We start from the raw sequence: 1,418 nt of genomic DNA on the forward strand, positions 1-1,418 counted from the left end.
ATTACTTAACCTTTACAACATCGAGCGCAGTTGAGATGCACTACTACCAAACAAACAGTCGTGGAAGCTGAAAAACGAACGAGTAGGCAATATTAAAAAACTAATAAAATTATGAGTAACGGAATTAAAAGAATTGGAAAAGGAATGTTGGCTATATTTTTAATTAAGCTATCATTAGTCGTAATTGTGTTTGTCTTTCAGGCATGTCAAACCGATAGTCTAGTCTATGAACAAAACGAAGAAGCAAAAAATAACTTCTTGTCAGCTTTACAATTAAGTAACGAAAAGCTCAATGAAATTGTCATAAACCCTACAAGAACAATAAACGATGATAAAAATGATGGGGTTATGAAGGAAAATAGTGACGGAATTACTACCTTTAAAATGTGTTTGTTATTAAATCAAGATGATGCCAATGCTTCCAATAACACAGGAGTTGTTGACCCAACAAATGTAGCAACAATTGGAGATGTTATAAATGTAGGGAATCAATCAGGCGAAAGACCTGTAGTTGTTGACGATACCACAAACGAACCAATTGATGGAACACCTGTGGATTTTGGATTTAGTATGTGTTTTGATATTCCAGCAGAGCCAACACAAGATGCGTTAGCACCTTCAATAATTGAAGCTAAAAATTACTTTTATTCTCGTAATTTTAATGATGCTGATATTGTAGAAATGTTGGATGGAGAGGATGAATCAATGTTAGTTCCATTAGTTCTTGAAATAATGGTTTTAACAGAAATAGACGAGTCTAACAATGCAACAGCTTTTAATATGTCTACACTTTTTGGAAATTCTCTACATGCTCAAAGTACAACTTCAAAATCGTGGAATTGTTTAATGAGAGCTCTCGGGGTTAGTACATTGGTAGAAAGTTTTCAGTCAATTAAAAATGGAAATAAAGCTATATTAAAGAAAGTTGGAAAGAAGGCAATCAAAAAACTTGCAAGTAGGTTTTTGGGTCCGATTGGAGCTGCTATTGCCATAATTGACTTTGTAATTTGTATGAATGAAAATCAATAAATAAAATGGGAATCTACTGGAATTATATCATTATCATTATTTGTATACTAGCTATACTAAATGGGATATATCATCTTATTATAAAAAAAGACGATGCTAATAGCGAAACTAATTACAGAATGCGGTATTATATTTTAATAATCATATTTGCTTGTTTCTTAATAGGACAAAGAATATTAGGAATATGATACTCTACTTAGCATTATTACCACTATTCAACATAGTATATGCAAAAAGAATTAAAAGTTTAATCAATGCAAAAAAAGAGCATGATTATGACACTGTAAAATCTGATTATATAAAGTTATTTTTAATGCTACTAGTTACAATTTTTATAGTCGTAATGATTGAGTTCATTAAACAAAACTAACATGGAAAAAACAATAAGC

General features: G+C 30.8%; 1 protein-coding gene. It reads left to right on the forward strand.

Annotated features, from left to right (window positions below; translation table 11 throughout):
* Nucleotides 1-111: 111 nt before the first annotated feature.
* Nucleotides 112-1,029, forward strand: coding sequence for a hypothetical protein (locus tag AA089_RS23000; RefSeq protein WP_046759372.1), 918 nt, complete (start codon nt 112-114; stop codon nt 1,027-1,029).
* The last annotated feature ends 389 nt before the right edge of the window (nt 1,030-1,418 follow it).

Source organism: Kordia jejudonensis (assembly GCF_001005315.1).
In the GTDB taxonomy this organism is placed as follows: domain Bacteria; phylum Bacteroidota; class Bacteroidia; order Flavobacteriales; family Flavobacteriaceae; genus Kordia; species Kordia jejudonensis.

Bases quoted from the DNA above. Each gene is read 5' to 3' on its own strand.
- AA089_RS23000 (WP_046759372.1), top strand. From the start codon at position 112: ATGAGTAACGGAATTAAAAGAATTGGAAAAGGAATGTTGGCTATATTT.